The sequence below is a fragment of the Granulicatella seriolae genome, assembly GCF_024543085.1.
In the GTDB taxonomy this organism is placed as follows: Bacteria; Bacillota; Bacilli; order Lactobacillales; family Aerococcaceae; genus Granulicatella; species Granulicatella seriolae.
Map to the genome: position 1 here is coordinate 19,104 of NZ_JANHNZ010000013.1, position 17,866 is coordinate 36,969.

At 39.5% G+C, this 17,866-nt stretch carries 15 protein-coding genes; all 15 read left to right on the forward strand.

Annotated features, from left to right (window positions below; all coding sequences use genetic code 11):
* The first annotated feature begins 13 nt into the window (after nt 1–13).
* The 15 genes from dnaN (at nt 14) to NPA36_RS09505 (ending at nt 17,750) form a co-directional block, all read left to right on the forward strand.
* The gene (gene dnaN / locus NPA36_RS09435) at nt 14–1,168 is read left to right on the forward strand and encodes a DNA polymerase III subunit beta (protein WP_256945876.1); all 1,155 of its coding nucleotides are present in this window, start codon (nt 14–16) and stop codon (nt 1,166–1,168) included.
* A 471-nt stretch (nt 1,169–1,639) separates the two neighbouring features.
* Nucleotides 1,640–1,921, forward strand: coding sequence for a S4 domain-containing protein YaaA (gene yaaA, locus NPA36_RS09440; protein ID WP_256945877.1), 282 nt, complete (start codon nt 1,640–1,642; stop codon nt 1,919–1,921).
* Complete coding sequence (gene recF / locus NPA36_RS09445) at nt 1,918–3,036, forward strand: DNA replication/repair protein RecF (protein WP_256945878.1); 1,119 nt, start codon at nt 1,918–1,920, stop codon at nt 3,034–3,036. The genes yaaA and recF overlap by 4 nt, the downstream gene beginning before the upstream one ends.
* A gap of 31 nt (nt 3,037–3,067) precedes the next feature.
* A complete protein-coding gene (gene gyrB, locus NPA36_RS09450) occupies nt 3,068–5,002 on the forward strand; it encodes a DNA topoisomerase (ATP-hydrolyzing) subunit B (RefSeq protein ID WP_256945879.1) in 1,935 nt (644 codons plus the stop codon).
* Nucleotides 5,003–5,053: 51 nt separating this feature from the next.
* Nucleotides 5,054–7,645, forward strand: coding sequence for a DNA gyrase subunit A (gene gyrA, locus NPA36_RS09455; RefSeq protein ID WP_256945880.1), 2,592 nt, complete (start codon nt 5,054–5,056; stop codon nt 7,643–7,645).
* A gap of 622 nt (nt 7,646–8,267) precedes the next feature.
* Entirely contained in the window at nt 8,268–8,648 is a 381-nt protein-coding gene (locus NPA36_RS09460) for a VOC family protein (protein WP_256945881.1), read from the forward strand.
* A gap of 235 nt (nt 8,649–8,883) precedes the next feature.
* Nucleotides 8,884–9,183, forward strand: coding sequence for a 30S ribosomal protein S6 (gene rpsF / locus NPA36_RS09465; RefSeq protein ID WP_256945882.1), 300 nt, complete (start codon nt 8,884–8,886; stop codon nt 9,181–9,183).
* A gap of 42 nt (nt 9,184–9,225) precedes the next feature.
* Nucleotides 9,226–9,744: a single-stranded DNA-binding protein gene (gene ssb / locus NPA36_RS09470; RefSeq protein WP_256945883.1), complete on the forward strand. Its 519-nt coding sequence runs from the start codon at nt 9,226–9,228 to the stop codon at nt 9,742–9,744.
* A gap of 27 nt (nt 9,745–9,771) precedes the next feature.
* On the forward strand, nt 9,772–10,011 hold the full coding sequence (rpsR, locus tag NPA36_RS09475) for a 30S ribosomal protein S18 (RefSeq protein ID WP_256945884.1): 240 nt from the start codon (nt 9,772–9,774) through the stop codon (nt 10,009–10,011).
* A 1,150-nt stretch (nt 10,012–11,161) separates the two neighbouring features.
* Nucleotides 11,162–13,183, forward strand: coding sequence for a DHH family phosphoesterase (locus NPA36_RS09480; protein ID WP_256945885.1), 2,022 nt, complete (start codon nt 11,162–11,164; stop codon nt 13,181–13,183).
* A 22-nt stretch (nt 13,184–13,205) separates the two neighbouring features.
* Nucleotides 13,206–13,658, forward strand: a complete 453-nt coding sequence (gene rplI / locus NPA36_RS09485; protein ID WP_256945886.1) for a 50S ribosomal protein L9 — start codon at nt 13,206–13,208, stop codon at nt 13,656–13,658.
* A 421-nt stretch (nt 13,659–14,079) separates the two neighbouring features.
* Complete coding sequence (locus NPA36_RS09490) at nt 14,080–14,184, forward strand: type I toxin-antitoxin system Fst family toxin (RefSeq protein WP_256945887.1); 105 nt, start codon at nt 14,080–14,082, stop codon at nt 14,182–14,184.
* Nucleotides 14,185–14,586: 402 nt separating this feature from the next.
* Nucleotides 14,587–16,185, forward strand: coding sequence for an alpha-glucoside-specific PTS transporter subunit IIBC (locus tag NPA36_RS09495; RefSeq protein ID WP_328516874.1), 1,599 nt, complete (start codon nt 14,587–14,589; stop codon nt 16,183–16,185).
* A gap of 21 nt (nt 16,186–16,206) precedes the next feature.
* Nucleotides 16,207–17,538, forward strand: a complete 1,332-nt coding sequence (locus NPA36_RS09500; protein WP_256945888.1) for a 6-phospho-alpha-glucosidase — start codon at nt 16,207–16,209, stop codon at nt 17,536–17,538.
* A 65-nt stretch (nt 17,539–17,603) separates the two neighbouring features.
* Nucleotides 17,604–17,750 (forward strand): hypothetical protein, encoded by a 147-nt coding sequence (locus NPA36_RS09505; protein WP_256945889.1) that lies wholly within the window; start codon nt 17,604–17,606, stop codon nt 17,748–17,750.
* The last annotated feature ends 116 nt before the right edge of the window (nt 17,751–17,866 follow it).

Consider the following 17,866-nt stretch of genomic DNA (forward strand, 5'->3'; position numbering starts at 1 on the left):
AGGAAATCACCCTATGAAATTTTCTATCCATCGCCAAGCCTTTATCAAAAGCTTAAATGATGTTCAACGAGCTGTTGCTAGTAAAACAACTATTCCCATTTTAACTGGGATCAAATTAGTTGTTACCAATGATGCTTTAATCTTAACTGGTAGTGATTCAGAACTAACCATCGAAAGCACCATTTCCACGGATGAGGAAGAAAGTCAGTTGATCATTCAAAAAACTGGCGCTGTTGTCTTGCCGTCACGCTTTTTTGGAGAAATTATTAAAAAGTTGCCTTCTGATACGGTAACCATTGAGGTCAATGACCATTTTCAAGCTACTATTTCTTCTGGGTCTGCCTCTTTCACCTTGAACGGGATTGATGTTTATGAATACCCACATCTTCCAGAGATTGATTCGGACCAAGTCATCGTTTTGCCAGTGCCTCTCTTGCGTCAAATGATTCAACAAACGATTATTTCTGCTTCGGTTGAAGAATCGCGGCCAATCTTGTCCGGAATCCATTTTGTATTGAAGGATAATCTCTTAAAAGCTGTAGCAACCGACTCACATCGCTTGAGTCAACGCATTATTCCTTTGCAGATTGATGCTTTGGAAAATAGTTTGGAATATGAATTCACTATTCCAAGAAAAACCTTGATTGAATTGTCACGGATTATCGAAGGTCTTGAAACGATTGAGTTGTCTATCAAGGAAAACTTGGCTCTCTTCCAAACAGAGCACTTATCATTCTTTTCTCGCTTACTAGATGGACGCTACCCAGATGTGGAGCGTTTGATTGTTGTGGAAAACACCACACAACTGGTTATTCAAGCCAACGAATTGTTGAATGCGGCTGAACGTGCCTCACTAATGTCCAATGCCAACAGCAGCAAGGTTGCTAAAATTACTTTAAGCAGCGATTCCGTTCGCTTAACCAGTCAATCACCAGAGATTGGAACTGTTGAAGAAGAGTTGAGTTACGAATCCACAGAAGGTAGCCCAATGGAAATCTCCTTCAACCCAGATTACTTGAAAGATGCCCTAAGAACTTTTGGCCACTCAGAAATCGTAATCACTTTCAACTCTGTTATCCGACCATTTAAATTGGAACCAAAAGATCCTCTATCATCTATCGATAATAGCTTCGTCCAACTGATAACCCCAGTTCGTACCTTTGCTTGATAAATGGTATTGAAATATGAACCCCATAGCTCTTTGGAGACTATGGGGTTCTTTTTGTTTTGTGGAAATCGAGTCACTCTTTTGTGATTTGTGAGTAAAATGACTCAACATTGTTCCAATTATGAGAAAAATATCTGATTTGGCTACTTAACGAGGTGCTGGGAAAAAATCTGTAATATAATAAAAGCATTCTAAATCATAAAATAGTTCCCCAGAAATCTATCAGTTACCACCCACCATTTTCACCACCGGCACGGATTAAATTTCCCCCTACTACAGCGAGAAACTCAAAAAATACCTTTAAAATTAAACTTTACGCTAAAATGACTTTTTTGCCTATTTGTATAAAATGGGCTTATTTGTCATTTTTTGGCTGATAAAATTGCATGTCGGTCAATAGAATAGTATAATAGACTTTGAAAACAACCAATAATTCTCCATGACAAAGACTCGCAAGAAAAGAGGGATAGATTGAAAGAGATAATCCAAATCGAAGAGGAATACATTACCTTAGGAAAGTTCCTCAAACATGTCGACTTAATCTCGACAGGTGGCCAGGCCAAGTGGTTTCTGCAAGAATACGTGGTCTATGTGGACGACGAGTTAGAAAACCGTCGTGGAAAAAAACTTTACCATGGTAGTCGTATAGAAGTTCCCGGCCAAGGTAACTATATCGTCCAATCCCTTGCTGGTAAGGAGTCTGACCCTGCTTCAGAGCCAGATTCAAAGAAAGCCAACGACTCAAGCTCATGAAACTAAGGCAATTAGAATTAGAGAATTATCGGAATTACCAACATGTAGCCTTAGAGTTTGGTGACGGGGTACAAATTTTCCTAGGAGAAAATGCTCAGGGAAAAACCAATCTGATGGAAGCTATCTACGTGTTGGCCATGACTAAAAGTCACAGAGCCGGCAACGACAGAGAATTGATTGGCTGGGACCAAGAGCAGGCCACCATCAAGGGTTTGGTAGAAAAGAAAACCTCTAACTTCCCTCTTGAGCTGCGTTTTACTCGTAAGGGTAAGATGGCTAAAGTTAACCATTTGGAACAAAAAAAATTGAGCACCTATCTAGGTCAGCTCAATGTCATCTTGTTTGCCCCAGAGGACTTATTTCTAGTCAAAGGGTCACCTGCCATCCGACGAAAATTCATCGACATGGAACTGGGCCAGATGAATCCGGTCTACTTGCACGAATTGGTTGATTACCAGCGAGTGGTCAAGCAGCGCAATAGTTATTTAAAACAACTTTATTATAAAAAGGCTTCGGATCTAATCTATCTGGAAGTCCTAACCGAGCAGCTGGCTAGTATAGCTGCTACTATTTTGTCCTATCGCCTGTCTTTTATCCAGCAAGTGGAAGCATTGGCACAGCCCATTCATCAACAGCTCTCCCATGGCAGAGAATCCTTAACCATCACCTATCAGTCCACTTTGGAATTGGATGCCAGCATGACCGTCGAAGAAATCTACGAACTCCTCATGCAGCAATTCCAAAAAATCCAAAAACGGGAGATTGAACAAAGCTCAACGCTCATCGGACCGCACCGAGATGATATGAATTTTTTTCTAAATGGCAAGGACGTACAAGTTTACGGTTCACAAGGACAACAGCGGTCAACGGTTTTAAGCTTAAAACTAGCTGAAATTGAGCTGATGAAATTGATTATCGGCGAATATCCTATTTTGCTCCTAGACGATGTCTTGTCAGAATTAGACGATGAACGCCAAACCCATTTGATCAAGGCTATTGAAAATAAGGTTCAGACCTTTCTAACCACGACCAGCCTAGATGGGATTCAGCAACAATTTATTAACCCACCTACCATTTTCCATATTCATCAAGGAAATATCATAGACCCAACGTAACCCCAGTAAAAATAGGAGTGTGAAAAGTAGAATGTCAGAAAATAATGAAAAACTAGAACTTGTTCAAGAATACGATGCCAGTCAAATACAAGTTTTAGAAGGACTAGAGGCGGTTCGAAAACGTCCTGGTATGTATATCGGCTCCACCAGCAGCGCAGGTTTGCACCATTTGGTATGGGAAATTGTGGATAACTCAATCGATGAGGCCCTAGGAGGATATGCCACTCATATTGAAATTGAAATTAAACCAGGCAACAGCATTCAAGTGACCGATAACGGCCGTGGAATTCCAGTTGATATCCAAGAAAAAACTGGTCGTCCAGCCGTGGAAACTGTCTTCACCGTCCTACATGCCGGCGGAAAATTCGGCGGCGGCGGCTACAAGGTTTCCGGCGGTCTTCACGGTGTTGGTGCCTCTGTCGTTAATGCCCTATCCACTGATTTAAGCGTCCAAGTCTTTAAAAATGGCAACATTTACCAACAATCCTTCCAAAGAGGTGCCGTGGTAGAAGACTTGAAGATTATTGGTAGCACTGAAAAAAGTGGAACACGAGTCCTCTTTACACCGGATCATGAAATTTTTACCGAAACCCAAGAATTTGATTTTGAAAAGCTATCTACTCGTGTACGAGAATTAGCCTTCTTAAATAAGGGCTTAACATTGACCATCACGGATAGCCGTCCTGAAGAGCCAGTCGTGCGCAAGTTTATGTATGAAGGTGGGATTAAGAGTTACGTTTCTCACCTAAACCACACCAAACAAGTGCTTTTTGAGGAACCAATCTATGTGGAGGGCGAACAAGACGCTATCCAAGTGGAAGTAGCCATGCAATATACCAATGGTTACCACACCAATCTTTTGAGTTTTACCAATAATATTCATACCTATGAAGGTGGTACCCATGAATCTGGGATCAAAACTGCCTTGACTCGGGTAATCAATGATTACGCTAAAAAACAACGACTATTAAAAGAAAACGAAGAGAACCTAACTGGTGAAGACGTTCGTGAAGGCTTGACCCTAGTCGTATCCATTAAACACCCAGACCCTCAATTCGAAGGACAAACCAAAACAAAACTAGGAAATTCAGAAGCACGTACCATTACAGACCGTGTTTTCTCCACTCATTTCGACAAATTCCTCATGGAAAACCCTCAAGTAGCTAGACGGATTGTTGAAAAAGGAATCTTAGCTTCGAAAGCCAGACTAGCCGCTAAACGTGCCCGCGAAGTAACCCGTAAAAAATCAGGTCTAGAAATCTCCAATTTACCGGGGAAATTAGCCGATTGTTCTAGTAATGACCCAACCATCTCTGAACTCTATATCGTCGAAGGAGATTCAGCTGGAGGGTCCGCTAAACAAGGACGTTCTCGCCATTTTCAAGCCATCTTGCCAATCCGTGGGAAGATTCTAAACGTTGAAAAAGCGACCTTAGATAAAATTCTAGCCAACGAAGAAATTCGTTCGCTCTTTACCGCTATGGGAACCGGATTCGGTGGCGACTTTGACATTTCCAAAGCCCGCTACCATAAGTTAGTCATCATGACTGATGCCGATGTTGATGGCGCTCATATCAGAACCTTGCTCATCACCCTCTTCTATCGCTACATGAGACCTGCCGTAGAAGCTGGCTATATTTACATCGCTCAACCACCTTTGTATAAGGTAAAGCAAGGTAAAAACGAGTACTATATCCAAACCGCAGCAGAATTAGAAGAAAAATTGGCGCAATTACCAGCTAGTCCAAAACCAACCATTTCTCGCTACAAAGGTCTTGGTGAAATGGATGCAACACAATTGTGGGATACGACCATGAACCCAGAAAACCGCAGCATGTTGCAAGTTTCTGTGACCGATGCAGCGGAAGCTGACCAAGTTTTGGATATGCTAATGGGTGACCGAGTAGAGCCTCGTAGAGAGTTTATCGAAGCCAACGCCAAGTACGTTGAAAACTTGGATATCTAAAAATGACGATCAACCAATCCCAAGAATCCTAAGAAGCAAAGGAGAAACATTATGTCTGAAGAAATCGAACGTTCGCCAGAAGTATTTGAAGATATCGACTTATCCAAAGAAATGCGGAAGTCCTTCTTGGAATATTCCATGAGCGTTATTGTTTCAAGAGCCCTACCGGATGTCCGAGATGGCCTCAAACCAGTTCACCGCCGTATCCTCTATGGTATGAACGAACTAGGAGTCACCCCAGATAAACCCCACAAAAAATCAGCCCGTATCGTCGGAGACGTTATGGGTAAATACCACCCCCACGGAGACAGCGCCATTTACGAATCCATGGTTCGTATGGCACAAGACTTCTCTTATCGCTACCCACTCGTAGACGGCCACGGAAACTTTGGCTCAGTCGATGGAGATGGCGCCGCAGCCATGCGGTATACCGAAGCCAGAATGTCTAAGATTGCCCTAGAAATGTTGCGCGACATCAACAAAGACACCATCGATTTCCGCGACAACTATGACGGCTCCGAACAAGAACCAGAAGTACTACCAGCCCGTATCCCTAACCTCTTGGTAAATGGTGCCACAGGTATCGCAGTCGGAATGGCAACCAATATTCCGCCCCATAACCTAGGTGAAGTCATTTCAGCGCTACACCTGATGATGAAAAACCCAGATGTATCAACTATAGAACTAATGGAAGCTCTACCTGGACCTGATTTTCCAACTGGGGGAATTGTTCTAGGAAAAGCAGGCATTAAAAAAGCCTACGAAACTGGTAAAGGCAGCATCATGGTGCGTGGCCGTGTTGAAGTGGAAGAACTGAAAAACGGCAAAGAACGCATTGTAATTACTGAATTGCCTTATATGGTTAACAAATCCAAACTAGTAGAACGCATCGCTGAACTGCATCGTGACAAAAAAATTGAAGGTATCACCTACCTAAACGATGAGTCTGATAGAACCGGTATGCGTGTTGTGGTGGAAGTCAGACGAGATGTCAGCGCCACAGTTGTCTTGAACAACCTCTACAAACTAACCTCGCTTCAAACGTCATTTGGCTTCAATATGCTAGCCATTGTTGACCAAGTACCAAAAATTCTTAGCTTAAAAGAAATTCTTAAGCATTACCTAGCTCACCAAGAAGAAGTTGTCAGACGTCGGGCTGCTTTTGAAAAACGTAAGGCAGAAGATCGTGCTCACATTTTGGAAGGCTTACAGATTGCCCTTGACCATATCGATGCTATTGTGGCCATTTTGAGAAGTTCAAAAAGTGGTGACGAAGCCAAAGCCATCTTCATGGAGCGCTATGGCCTGTCTGACAAGCAAGCACAAGCTATTCTAGACATGCGTATGATTCGCCTAACCGGTTTGGAAAGAGAAAAGATTGATGCAGAGTACAATGATTTGCAAGCATTGATCGCTGAGTTGTCTTTAATCCTAGCCAGTGAAGAAAAACGTTATGAAATCATCGAGTCTGAGCTCCTAGAAATCAAGCAAAAATTCGATAACCCACGCCGTACTGAATTGTTGGTTGGAGAAGTATTGAGTCTAGAAGACGAAGATTTAATCGAAGAACAAGACATTGTCATTACCCTAACCAATAACGGCTACATCAAACGCTTGGCCAATAGTGAGTTTAAGGCGCAAAAACGTGGTGGACGTGGTGTACAAGGTATGGGCATGCATGACGATGACTTCATCGAAACCATGGTTGCCTGTTCAACTCATGACACCCTACTCTTCTTTACCAATAGTGGAAAAGTTTACCGGGCAAAAGGTTACGAAATCCCAGAATACAGCCGAACAGCTAAGGGATTGCCAGTAATCAACCTCTTGAATGTGGATTCCAGCGAAAAAATCCAAGCCATTATCAGCATCAACGAAACCGAAGAAACTGAAAAATTCTTATTCTTCACCACCCTAAAAGGAACTGTCAAACGGGTGCAATTGAAGGAATTTAGAAATATTCGGACAAATGGTCTACGTGCTATCAAGTTAAACGATGATGACCAATTGATTCGTGTGGCCATTACAAGTGGTAATGATGGCATTATTGTGGGAAGTCATAATGGCTATGCCGTCAGTTTTAACGAAGACAAAGTTAGAGTCATGGGACGAACTGCTGCCGGTGTACGTGGGATTAGCTTAAGAGATGATGACTACGTGGTTGGCATGGACCTACTAACAGATGACAACGAAATTCTAGCTGTCAGTGAGAATGGTTACGGAAAACGAACAGTGTCCAGCGAATACAGCTTGAAGAACCGTGGTGGTAAAGGGGTTAAAACCTTGAACATCACTGAGAAAAACGGTCCTCTAGTTGGCTTGCGTTCAGTAACCGGTGATGAAGACATCATGCTTATGACTAGCAAGGGAGTTATTATTCGCTTCAATGTGGAAGACGTCATGAGAAGTAGTCGTGCTACTCAAGGTGTGCGGATGATGCGACTAGATGGTGAATCAAAAGTTTCTTCCATCGCCATTGTTGAAAAACAAGACGAAACAGTCCACGAAGCCGAGCAAATGGGCGTGTCTTCCGATAATCATTCGCCAGTGAATGAGAGTCAAGAAGATGTAGCTACTTTGGAAAATGAAGCACTAGCAAACGACATGCAAAACTTTGCAGATGATTTGCTGGATGATGAATAGACATTACGATAAAACACTTCAAAAATCAGTTTGGTTTTTGGAGTGTTTTTGCTTTTTTAATAGGTTCGAGTCTCCAAATAAGCCTCAAAAATAAGGAGGGTGGCACCGCCGTGAGCCAAGGTCTCAGGTCTTAGCTATCTACGTATCTGTAAGGGGCTGGGCAAAAAGTCTATAATGACTAATATCTATTTTTTTAAATCACAAAAGAGTTTTGCAAAAAAGGTTATCAGAAATGAGAACGGTGGCACCGCCGTGAGCCTAGGTCTCACTGGCTTAGCTGTCTACGTGGCTGTAATCGGCTAAAGCCGAAACATCCACTGTACGTCAGCTATGTTTTACACCGTTATTTCTGATAACCTTTTTTGCAAAACTCTTTTGTTTAAATAGTAGCATGGACTTTTTGCCCAGCCCCAACAGCTACTGTGCGTCCGCTATGCTATACACCGCTATTTCGAATCCATTTTTCGGGAACTATTTTTTTAATAAGTTAGACTTTTTATCAGCCCTTTACTAGAAAAACGAAGGTCGTATTTTAATCTGCTGGAAAGAAATCATGTATTCTTCTAATATGAGAGTGATATAATTGAATATATACTAGCAAACAAATTAAGGAGGATTTCTTATGAGAATTGAACATATTGCTATATGGGTTAAGGATGTTGAGTTGATGAGAAAGTTTTATGAAACATATTTTGAGGTAACTACTTCCGCTTTCTATCAGAATAAAAAAACTGGCTTTAATTCCTATTTTTTAGAGTTTGGTAAAGGAAGTAGAATTGAATTATGCAATAAAAAGCACCTATCAAGTCGTATTGCTGATAGTTTAGGGTATACTCATATCGCTATTTCAGTGGGGAATAAGGAAGATGTTGATGCCTTGACCGATAAACTCATCAATGATGGATTCCCTTTGGTTAGTGGCTCACGTACTACTGGTGATGGCTACTATGAATCTGTGATTCAAGACCCAGAAGGAAATTTGATAGAGTTGACTACGGATTAATAATGAAGTGATAGATAAGCTGAAGACTCGAATAGTTTAAGCAAGAAGATAGTACTGGCAATAATTTTATTTTTGAACAAGGAGTTGTTACAAGAAAGTAACAAATATATTTTTCATTTCGATTGTAAGAGATTGCTATATCTGCTATAATGATTAAACGTGAGTAATCGAAAGAATACTCTCCTTGCTTGTTCAAATGAGCGAGCCAAAAGTCCATAAGGAGGTGACAGTCAACATGAGTCAAACATCAAAATACGAGATTTTATACATTATCCGTCCAAACATCGATGAAGCTGAAAAAGCTGAATTAGTAGCAAGATTTGATGCTGTTTTAACAGATAATGGCGCAGAGATTGTTGAATCAAAAGACTGGGCGAAGCGTCGCTTTGCATACGAAATCAAAGATTTTCGTGAAGGGATCTATCATCTAGTGAATATCACTGCTGAAGATTCTGCTGCAATCGATGAATTCGATCGTCTATCAAAGATCAGCAATGACATTTTACGTCATATGATCGTTAAAGTAGAAGCATAATTGTTTATGAACTAAACAAAATCTTGGAAGGAGTAAGTAAAGATGATTAATAATGTAGTTTTAGTTGGTCGTTTAACAAAAGCTGTAGATTTACGTTACACATCGAATGGCACTGCCGTGGGAACTTTTACCCTAGCTGTCAATCGTAACTTTACTAACCAGCAAGGTGAACGAGAAGCAGATTTTATTAATTGTGTTATTTGGAGAAAAGCAGCAGAAAATTTTGCAAACTTTACTCGCAAAGGCTCACAAGTTGGTGTCGAAGGACGTATTCAAACACGTAACTATGAAAACCAACAAGGTCAACGAGTATATGTAACAGAAATTTTAGTAGAAAACTTTTCATTATTAGAATCTCGCTCAGCTACCGAACAACGTCCTGTTGATTCAGGTACTAGTCAAGGTAATAGTAAAAATTACCAAAGTAACCAAAATAATTCCTACAACCAATCTAATTCATCCTACTCTTCTCCTGCATCTTCTAACAATAACCAATTTGTGGACCCATTTATGTCAAGTGGTGAAACAATTGATATTTCAGATGATGATTTACCATTCTAACAGATTCATAGAGAAGGAGGAATAAAAATGGCTCAACAACGTAGAGGCGGAATTCGCAAACGTAAAAAAGTATGTTTCTTCTGTGCAAACCATATTGACCATGTAGATTATAAAGACGTTGAATTGTTAAAACGTTATATCTCAGAAAAAGGTAAAATCTTACCTCGTCGTGTAACTGGTACTTGTGCAAAACACCAACGTACATTAACAGTAGCAATTAAACGTGCTCGTATTATGGGATTACTTCCATTTACAGCAGCTGAATAATGATTTCAATAAGCATAACCCAAGTTTCTTGTAAACTATGTTATGCTTTTTCTTATGCAATTATATCATTGAGTAAAACTGTGGATAAGTATGTGGATAAAGTAAAAGGTAAGGAATGTTTCTTTAAAGGTAACCCTTAAAGTATAGATATAGCTTGTTTTAGCAGCATGTTGATAAGTAGCTAATAGTTTTAAAGTTGTGGATAAGTATGTGGATGTTTATAAGATTGGCTTGTAACTTTCTATTAGTTAGATTGTTTCACGTGAAACATTTTTGATGTAATTATGTATTTACTACCTCTCCCCTAGTTGAAAATAAAAAGATTAATGATGTAAGTAAGTCTATGATAATTAATACATGTTTTTGATATTTATAAAAGCTATTTCATTGAAAAATCTTCAAAAAAATTTGAAACAATACTGATTGTTTATGAAAAGGCGTTGGGCAAAATGTCCATAGTGACTAATATCTATTTTTTTAAATCACAAAAGAGCTTTGCGAAAATGGCCATCAGAAATGAGAACGATGACCTCCGCCATGAGCCAAAGTCTCACTGGCTTAGCTGTCTACATGGTTGTAAGCGGCGAAAGCGACAAACATCCACTGTGTGTCAGCCTATGCTTTACAACGTTATTTCTGGTAAGAGTTTCGCAAAACTCTTATATTTTAATAGCAATCTGGACTTTTTGCCCAGCCCAGAGTCTAAACTTTCTATCTCCAATCAATCAGTCTCCGTAAACCGAAATAATGATGAACTGTATTAGTAATAATTATTCGTAAGAAAGTTAAATATTTTCGTTTGTGACCTCAATTGTATATTTCTTTTATGTATTTGAGTTTTAAATTAAAGTAACAGCTCGAATTTGTTATGCTAAAACAAAAAATGTTTCACGTGAAACAAAAAAATCAAAAATACTCTAAATGAAAGATAATAATCTATAATTTTATCAATTAGAGCATTCTCTATATCAAAAAATACAATTAAAATGTTTCACGTGAAACATTTATAACTCAAAAAGATGGTTTTATCACTAGTACATTTCCAAAATTACCTCTCTTCCCTAACAAATCTACTTATACTCTTATCTATATATTAAAAGCTTAAGATATGGTAAAATAGTATAGACAAATTAAGAAAGAATGGTGAGAAATGAAAACAAAGTGGGAAAACATTAGACATTTACCCTCTTATTTGCGAACTAACGTGATGTTTTATTCCATACTTGGAATTATTGTCATGCTATTCATTGTTTTGGTGATGGCTTTCATTATTAACTGGCCTTTAGGCTTGGTTTTACTGATAGTTTATCTAATAATAGCTGGTATTCTCTATTTTACAGTAGAAGATGTCATTGAAAAAACCAATAAATATATTACAGATTTATCCTATCGCGTTCATAAAGGCGAACAAGAGGCTTTAATAAAGATGCCAATTGGTATGTTGCTCTACAATGATGAGGAAGATATTCAATGGGTTAACCCTTATTTCCAAAAATATTTCGATACAAAGGAAATTCTTGGTCGAAATTTAAAATACGTTGATCCATTCCTCCATCAACAAGTTCAACTAGCAACCAGTGGTAAAAGTACAACCATTAAATGGAAGAAAAAACAATTCCAGTTTGTTGCTCAAAAAGATATTAATATGCTGTATCTAATAGATATCACTAAGTATGCGCAAATTGAAGAGAAATACAAAGAGGAACAGCCAGTTATTGGCCAGATTTTTATAGATAATTTCGATGAGATTTCTCAGTCTTTAAATGATCGTAGAAAATCAAATTTAAATAACTTTGTTACCAACCAACTAAGTAGTTGGGCTCTGAATAACAATATTTATCTAAAACGATTCGACGATGATCGCTTTGTTGCTTTCTTAAATAGAAAGCAGCTATCTAAGTTGGAACAGAATAAATTTGATATTATTGATAAGATTAGAGAGACAACTGCTAAGCAAAATTATCCTCTGACTCTAAGTATGGGATTTTCTTATAATGATCAACAAGTCCATAAGGTAACTGAATATGACGAGATTGCCTCTTATGCTCAATCCAATTTAGATTTGGCCTTGGGTAGAGGGGGAGACCAAGTAGTTGTTCGGGCTGAGAATGAAGAGGCTCGTTTCTATGGAGGCAAAACAAATCCAATGGAAAAAAGAACACGTGTTCGCTCTAGGATGGTATCCCAGGCTCTTGAAGACTTAATGAAAGAGTCGGATCAGATATTTATCATGAGTCATGAATATCCTGATATGGATGCCATTGGTTCCTGTTTAGGAATTCGTCGTATTGCTCGCATGAATAGCAAGAAGGCATATATTGTCGTGGACCCAAGCCAATACTCAAACGATATCACAAAACTTATGGATGAAATCCGCAAAGACGATGAAATTTCATCTTCACTGATTTCAAGAGACCAAGCCTTGCAAATGACAACTGCCAACAGTCTGGTGGTTTTAGTAGATGTGCATCGTCCTTCTATTACAGTCGAACCTAAATTATTGGAAAAGACCAACAAAATTGTCATTATTGACCATCACAGAAGAGGTCAAGAGTTCCCTAAAAATCCAGTTTTGGTTTACATTGAACCATATGCCTCCTCAAGTGGTGAATTGATAACAGAATTATTTGAATACCAATCCAACGATGAAGAAACGATTCGTAAGATTGAGGCAACCGCCATTTTGGGTGGTATAATAGTAGATACGCGGAACTTTACCTTACGAACTGGCTCCAGAACCTTTGATGCAGCTAGCTATCTTAAATCCTGTGGGGCAGACACGATCTTGATTCAGCGTCTGTTGAAAGAAAACATTGATAGCTACCTAATTAGAAGTCATTTACTAGCTACTTTGGAACAACTGGATGATAATATTGGGATTGTTCACGGTGAGGAAAACAAGACCTACAAGACAGTAGTTGCGGCGCAAACAGCAGATATGATGCTCTCCATGGAAGGTATCGATGCTTCCTTTGTTGTCACCAAACGGGAAGATGGTCGAATTGGAATTAGCGCGCGTAGTTTAGGAAACAAAAACGTTCAACGAGTTATGGAAAAATTGGGTGGGGGTGGCCATTTATCCAATGCGGCGACACAGTTAAATGTGTCCAGTGTGGAAGAGGCGCTAGCTCAACTCAAGGAAGTTCTGACAAACATGGACATGAAATTATAATCTGCTCTAAGGAGGAAAAAGAATGAAAGTTATATTTTTGAAAGACGTAAAAGGCAAAGGCAAAAAAGGGGAGATAAAAAACGTAGCAGATGGCTATGCTAACAACTTCCTACTAAAAAATGGCCTAGCTAAAGAAGCTACCAGTGCCAACGTTGCTACCTTAGAAGGTCAAAAAAAGGCGCTTGATAAACAAAATGCTGAATTACTAGCAGAAGCACAAAAACTAAAAGAGTTTTTAGAAAAAGAAGAAACTGTAGTGACAATTAAAGCCAAAGCAGGGGAAGACGGACGTTTATTCGGTTCAATCCCAGCTAAACAAGTAGCGGAAGAGTTTGAAAAAGTCTTCAACGTAAAATTGGATCGTCGTAAATTTGAATTAAGTGCACCAATTCGTGCTGTAGGCTTCACCCGTATTCCTGTCAAATTGCATCACCAAGTTTCCGCTATTCTGACTGTGCAAGTGGTAACTGAGTAAGCAGGGTGTTGATCAAATAGTGTTGATGAGTATCATTGAATAAAATGACTAACAGAAATCGGTAGAGAATTTTCTCTACCGATTTTTTGTGTTTTAAGATAGAAATATGCCTAGGAAGTTTTACGATGTTAACGTTAGTTTAGAAAAAAATTTTAAAAACTGTTTAAAAGAATATTTAATAGCAATAGCAGGTGGAGGAACAGAGATATTTGTTGAACGAATTGAAAAGAAAGCACCTTAAGAAAAAAGCCTGCTTTTTAGTAGGCTTTTTTCTTAAGGTGTTTTTATTATTTCTGTCTAAAGGATATATATAATCGTAATATCACGATATTACGCTGTTTTTGACTGTTTTTTCATCCACTACATGTGTTCACTATGATATACTTATTCATGGCAACTTGCCCCAAAAGGGGGTGCTGTTGTGTTGTACCAAATCTTATCGTTAATCGTTGCGCCAATCTTAGTTGGTATAGTCATCGAACTATTTTCTCATTGGTTAGAAGAGAAGGACAAAGACAACGATTAAAAGCAAGTTGCTTTCTAACCGCACACGCTAGAGTCGCGCCTAGTGTAAAAAAAAGCCCAACCTACGGACATAGGTTGGGCTTTTGTGCTGTTGTGCAACACAGATTCTTATCGTTTCGCAAGCTCATTATAGCATGATTTTAGTAATAAACCAAGTAGCGTACTCATAGTTCTAATAGGAAACTAAAAAACTGAATCTTATTATTCATGCTACTAATACATAATCTAATCGATAGAGGAATACTGACATTTTTTACTTAAATTACAAAAAACTTTGTGGGAAATTTCCCAAGCATAGACACCTTTTATCTCGATGCTACACCGCTTCCCTAAGCGTCTTGAAAACATTGTAATCGATTGCAAAAGATATTAGAGTAGGTTTGTAGTTAATTTTAGAAAGGAAGTGTGTATTGCTTATGATGGAAAAATTCAACGTTTTGGAGGAGCCATGTTTACACCGGTCTTATTGTTTTCTTTCTCCGGTTTGATGGTTTCTCTGGCAATTATTTGTAAGAACCCTATGTTAGTAGGAAGTATCGCTAATGAAGGAACGACCTGGTTTGGTATCTGGTCGGTGATTGAAGACGGTGCTTGGATGGTCTTCAATCAAATGGAGCTACTCTTTGTTATAGGGCTACCGATTGGATTGGCTAAGAAAGCCAATGCTCGAGCCGTTATGGAAGCTTTTGTGGTTTATCTAACCTTCCAATACTTTGTCAGTGGCATGCTAAAGAATTTTGGTCACTTCTTCGGTGTCGATTTTGCGCAAGAAGTTGGCGGAACTAGTGGGTTAAAACTGATTGCTGGGATTAAGACATTAGATACAGGTATTATTGGAGCAATTATTATTTCAGCTATTGTTGTTTACCTTCATAACCGCTACTTTGAGACCAAACTACCTGATTTCTTAGGGATTTTCCAAGGTTCTTCACTGGTTGTTATGATTGGCTTCTTCGTTATGTTACCGATTGCTTTTATTACTGCCTTACTATGGCCAAAACTACAAATGGGTATCAACTCCATGCAAGGTTTCCTAGCAGGTGCTGGTGTCTTGGGGGTTTGGATTTATACCTTCCTCGAACGGATATTAATTCCAACAGGCTTGCATCACTTTGTATATTCGCCGTTCATATTCGGTCCGGCAGTCGTGCCAGATGGGATTGCTAAGGCTTGGATGGCTAATCTGAACGATTTTGCCGCAAGTACACGTCCTCTTAAAGAACTATTTCCAGAAGGTGGATTTGCTTTGCACGGAAATTCTAAGATGTTCGGTTCTCTAGGAATTGCATCAGCCTTTTATTTCACTGCTCGTCCTGAAAATCGTAAAAAAGTCCTATCTATTTTAATTCCTGTTACTTTAACGGCTTTCCTATCAGGGATTACTGAGCCGTTGGAGTTCACTTTCCTATTCATTTCGCCACCGTTGTTTGCCATTCATGCGGTATTAGCGGCGACTATGTCAGCAACTATGTATGCCTTTGGGGTTGTCGGTGACATGGGTGGTGGGTTCTTGGATCTACTAGCCAAAAACTGGATTCCAATGTTTGCCAACCATAAGACAGAAATTTTTGTCCAACTAGCGATTGGGTTAGCCTTTACCGCCATCTACTTCTTCGTTTTCCGTTTCCTCATCTTGAAGCTAGACTTGCCAACACCTGGTCGTGAACTAGAAAGTGAAGACATCAAACTGTTCACTAAAAAAGACTACAAAGAGAAAAAAGGGAAAACCAGCGAAACAGTGGAAATCAACCCATATATGGAACAAGCAGCCATTTACCTAGAGGCTTTTGGTGGGACAGATAATATTGAAAAAGTGAATAATTGTGCCACACGTTTACGAATTACCGTCAAAGACGAAAGTATTGTTGATGGAGATGCTTCCTTTAAAGCTGGAGGCGCTCACGGTGTCGTACGAAATGGCAATGCCTTCCAAGTCATTGTCGGACTAGATGTGCCGCAAGTCAGAGAACAATTTGAAAAACTATTAGAAATCAATGACTAACTATAAGGAGATGTTTGTATAATGAAAAAATTTTCAATCGTAGTTGCAGGTGGCGGTAGTACCTTTACACCAGGGATTGTCTTAATGCTCTTGGATAATCTAGACCGTTTCCCAATCCGTCAAATCAAGTTCTACGATAATAATCCAGAAAGACAAAAGCAAATTGCGGATGCTTGCGAGATTATCATTAAAGAAAAAGCGCCAGATATTACTTTTGTCTCAACCACTGACCCAGAAACAGCCTTTACAGATGTGGACTTTGTCATGGCACATATCCGTGTTGGTTTGTACGCTATGAGAGAAAAAGATGAAAAGATTCCATTGAAATATGGGGTTGTCGGCCAAGAAACTTGTGGGCCTGGTGGGATTGCTTACGGCATGCGTTCTATCGGCGGTGTGCTAGAGATTCTAGACTATATGGAACAATATTCTCCAGATGCATGGATGCTGAACTACTCTAACCCAGCCGCTATCGTAGCAGAAGCAACCCGCAAATTACGTCCTAACTCTAAGATTATCAACATCTGTGATATGCCAGTAGGAATTGAAGAATTAATGGCAAAAGCAATCGGTCTATCTTCTCGTAAAGAAATGGTAGTGCGTTACTACGGACTAAACCACTTTGGCTGGTGGACAGATATTCGTGATACCAAGGGCAATGATTTGATGCCAAAAATCAAAGAACACGTGGCGCAGTATGGCTATGCGCTGAAAACTGATTTGGAAGGGGCACAGCATGTTGACGAAAGCTGGGCACATACTTTTGCCAAAGCTCGTGAGGTTTATGCTGTTGACCCAGACACGCTACCAAACACCTACCTGAAATACTACTTCTACCCACAAGATGAAGTGGCGCATTCCAATCCGGAATATACTCGTGCTAACGAAGTCATGGCAGGACGTGAAAAACATGTCTTTGGTGAATGCAACCGAATCGCTCAACTAGGGGCATCAACAGGTTCTACCTTGGAAATCGATGAACACGCTAGCTACATTGTTGACCTAGCTCGTGCCATTGCCTACAACACCCACGAAAGAATGCTCCTAATCGTTCCTAACAATGGGGCCATCGTTAACTTTGACCCAACTGCTATGGTAGAAGTGCCATGTATCGTTGGTTCAAAAGGACCAGAACCATTGACTCAAGGAGAAATCCCTCGTTTCCAAAAAGGCTTAATGGAACAACAAGTAGCCGTGGAAAAACTAGTTGTGGAAGCTTGGGCAGAAGGCTCTTACCAAAAACTATGGCAAGCCCTAACACTTTCTCGCATTGTGCCAAATGCGCGTGTTGCCAAAGAACTATTGGATGACTTGATCGAAGCTAACAAAGAGTTCTGGCCAGAGCTACGCTAGTAATTTTCTCACAGTTTCATTTTACTCCCCCTTTTAATGTATAATAGATTGAAAGGGGGAGTAAAATGAAACTGCAACATGTAATTCATCAGCACACCAATAAGTTGAGTGAACTGGATAATGAAATCATTCAGTACATTTTGGAGCATACTGATGAAGTGATAGGACTAAGTATTTTAGAATTGGCAGATAAGATTCATATTTCTAACTAAAACTTGAAACATAAAAAAGCGTGTCTAACCCTTGATATACCTAACTTTTACGCCATAAAAATAGCATGAACCTCTCCAAATTGGTAAAATAGAGTTATCAAAAAACCATCTACCAA

Coding starts and splice junctions, on each gene's coding strand:
- dnaN (WP_256945876.1), top strand. CDS start 14: ATGAAATTTTCTATCCATCGCCAAGCCTTTATCAAAAGCTTAAATGAT.
- recF (WP_256945878.1), top strand. CDS start 1,918: ATGAAACTAAGGCAATTAGAATTAGAGAATTATCGGAATTACCAACAT.
- gyrB (WP_256945879.1), top strand. CDS start 3,068: ATGTCAGAAAATAATGAAAAACTAGAACTTGTTCAAGAATACGATGCC.
- gyrA (WP_256945880.1), top strand. CDS start 5,054: ATGTCTGAAGAAATCGAACGTTCGCCAGAAGTATTTGAAGATATCGAC.
- NPA36_RS09460 (WP_256945881.1), top strand. CDS start 8,268: ATGAGAATTGAACATATTGCTATATGGGTTAAGGATGTTGAGTTGATG.
- rpsF (WP_256945882.1), top strand. CDS start 8,884: ATGAGTCAAACATCAAAATACGAGATTTTATACATTATCCGTCCAAAC.
- ssb (WP_256945883.1), top strand. CDS start 9,226: ATGATTAATAATGTAGTTTTAGTTGGTCGTTTAACAAAAGCTGTAGAT.
- rpsR (WP_256945884.1), top strand. CDS start 9,772: ATGGCTCAACAACGTAGAGGCGGAATTCGCAAACGTAAAAAAGTATGT.
- NPA36_RS09480 (WP_256945885.1), top strand. CDS start 11,162: ATGAAAACAAAGTGGGAAAACATTAGACATTTACCCTCTTATTTGCGA.
- rplI (WP_256945886.1), top strand. CDS start 13,206: ATGAAAGTTATATTTTTGAAAGACGTAAAAGGCAAAGGCAAAAAAGGG.
- NPA36_RS09500 (WP_256945888.1), top strand. CDS start 16,207: ATGAAAAAATTTTCAATCGTAGTTGCAGGTGGCGGTAGTACCTTTACA.
- NPA36_RS09505 (WP_256945889.1), top strand. CDS start 17,604: ATGAAACTGCAACATGTAATTCATCAGCACACCAATAAGTTGAGTGAA.